General features: G+C 30.4%; 2 protein-coding genes and 1 pseudogene. 1 reads left to right on the plus strand and 2 read right to left on the minus strand.

What is annotated here, in order from left to right:
• Window positions 1-105: 105 nt before the first annotated feature.
• The gene (locus tag KI356_RS26490) at window positions 106-1122 is read left to right on the plus strand and encodes a D-alanyl-D-alanine carboxypeptidase family protein (protein WP_128280082.1); all 1017 of its coding nucleotides are present in this window, start codon (window positions 106-108) and stop codon (window positions 1120-1122) included.
• A gap of 54 nt (window positions 1123-1176) precedes the next feature.
• On the opposite strand, the pseudogene KI356_RS26495 reads toward KI356_RS26490, so the two are convergent.
• A pseudogene (locus tag KI356_RS26495) lies at window positions 1177-1314 on the minus strand (DinB family protein); the annotation flags it as partial.
• A complete protein-coding gene (locus KI356_RS26500; protein ID WP_212936939.1) occupies window positions 1284-1862 on the minus strand; it encodes a nucleoside/nucleotide kinase family protein in 579 nt (192 codons plus the stop codon). The gene KI356_RS26500 and the pseudogene KI356_RS26495, both read right to left, overlap by 31 nt.
• Window positions 1863-1949: the final 87 nt, after the last annotated feature.

Here is a 1949-nt window from a genome sequence, read left to right on the forward strand (position 1 = left end):
AAGAATTCCTTAAAATTCTTTAGAAATTCTTTACCTTTTCTTTCTTCCTAATTAAGCATTCTTTCTTACAATAGTACTATTGATGTAAGAGTAGGAGGATCGCTTATGCAATTCTTAAAAAAAATAACAATTTTATTATTATCTTTTCTTATTACTGCACTTATCGTTTTATATTTTTATCTTTATGTAAATGGTCCAATTATTCAAGCTAAATCAGCTATTTTAATAGATACTAATTCGGGTGAAATTGTTTATAAAAAAAATGAAAATACTCCCATTCAGTCGGCCACTTTATCTAAATTAATGACAGAATATATTGTGATGGAGCAACTTCATGATGGCAAAATACAATTAGATGAATCTGTAAAAATAAGTAACGACGTTTTTCAAACCGAAACGAGTCCTATACATGTAACATCGAATGATAAAACAACCGTTCGTGATTTACTAAATACATTGCTTTTAACCGGAAATAATCGTTCTGCACTTGAACTAGCAGAACACATTGCTGGAAATGAAGATAATTTCACATCGTTAATGAATGAAAAAGCAAAACAACTAAAGTTATCACAACAATCTCCATTTTTAAATTCCACTGGAATAAATAGTGAGAAGAATAAACAATCGATTACAACAGCAATAGACGCAGCCGAAATAGCTACACAATTAATAAAAGACTATCCAGATGTATTAAATATAACTAAACTAACTTCTTACCCATTTACCTTCAAAGATTTTCAAGTTCTCAACACAAATAAAATGATGTACTCTCTTGATGAAAACATTAAACTAAAGGGTGTTGATGGCTTGCAAACTAGTTTGTCAACTAACGGTAATTATAGTTTTGTTGGTACAGCAAAACAAGGAGATACAAGGTTTATTTCTGTAGTATTAGACGCCAATGAAGAAAACACGGCTTTTGTTGAAACAAAAAAGTTACTTCAATATGGTTTCGAACCTACCTCCTACTCTGCACTCCAAGCTTTCAAAGACGCTATTACATCTTGGACCATTTTGCTTCAGTTTAAAAATTTAATTATACAAACGATTATGATCTTTTTAATCATTACCACCTTAATGTTTTTACATATACGTCAGAAAAAATCAGAGGATTTTAACTAAAAGTTCTCTTTTATATAAAAACCCGACTTGCATTTAATAAGTCGGGTTCTAAACCTATAATCCCCTTCCAATTAAATTCGCTGAAACGGGCTGAAGATTTAACTCCCTCGCCCATATAGACATCTGACTAATATGATGAATTTCATGTACAATTACATGCCTTAAAACTTCACCGTATGTATATGTTGTATCATCACATTTCTTCTACTGAGTTCCTCTACTATTTGCACAACTATTTCACTTACAGGTAAAGTACCATCTAAAACGATATCTGAATTTGGCTTTACAGTATTAATCGCTTCTAAATAAGCTTTTCTCGCATGTGTTAAATAATGTTTTAGATCACTATGTATTTCACTAATCGTATCTTCTTTAAAGTCACGTAAAATCCTCCTAGCCATCGCAATATCTAAAGGAGTATCAATAAATATAGTTACATCAATCAATTCTCTCATTTCACTATTTAAGTATGCAAAGGGATAATCTACAATAACATAGTCTAAATTACTATTATGCAGTAAATACTGAATATCAGTAATTAATGGTGTTAGTACCCATTCATCATAATCCGCTCCATCATCAATCCATTTACAAATGTCTGCCGGGCAGTTATTAAACTTATAACTATCAAAATATAGCACCTTTGAATTTTGTAACTCGTGAGCTAATCTTTCTGTAATTGTTGTTTTCCCTCCCCCTGAAACAGCTCCTATTACAATTATTTTTGGTTTTTTACTCATGATTTCTCCACCAAACCTTTTGATTTTTGTTAACATAATATAATTATAAAAACCTATTATTAATTATTGTTTCCATTCATATTCTAA

Origin of the sequence: Bacillus hominis, assembly GCF_018332515.1 — a bacterium.
Taxonomy (GTDB): domain Bacteria; phylum Bacillota; class Bacilli; order Bacillales; family Bacillaceae_G; genus Bacillus_A; species Bacillus_A hominis.

Excerpts from the sequence above, each read along its gene's own strand:
- KI356_RS26490 (WP_128280082.1), top strand. The coding sequence starts at position 106 with ATGCAATTCTTAAAAAAAATAACAATTTTATTATTATCTTTTCTTATT.
- KI356_RS26500 (WP_212936939.1), bottom strand. The coding sequence starts at position 1,862 with ATGAGTAAAAAACCAAAAATAATTGTAATAGGAGCTGTTTCAGGGGGA.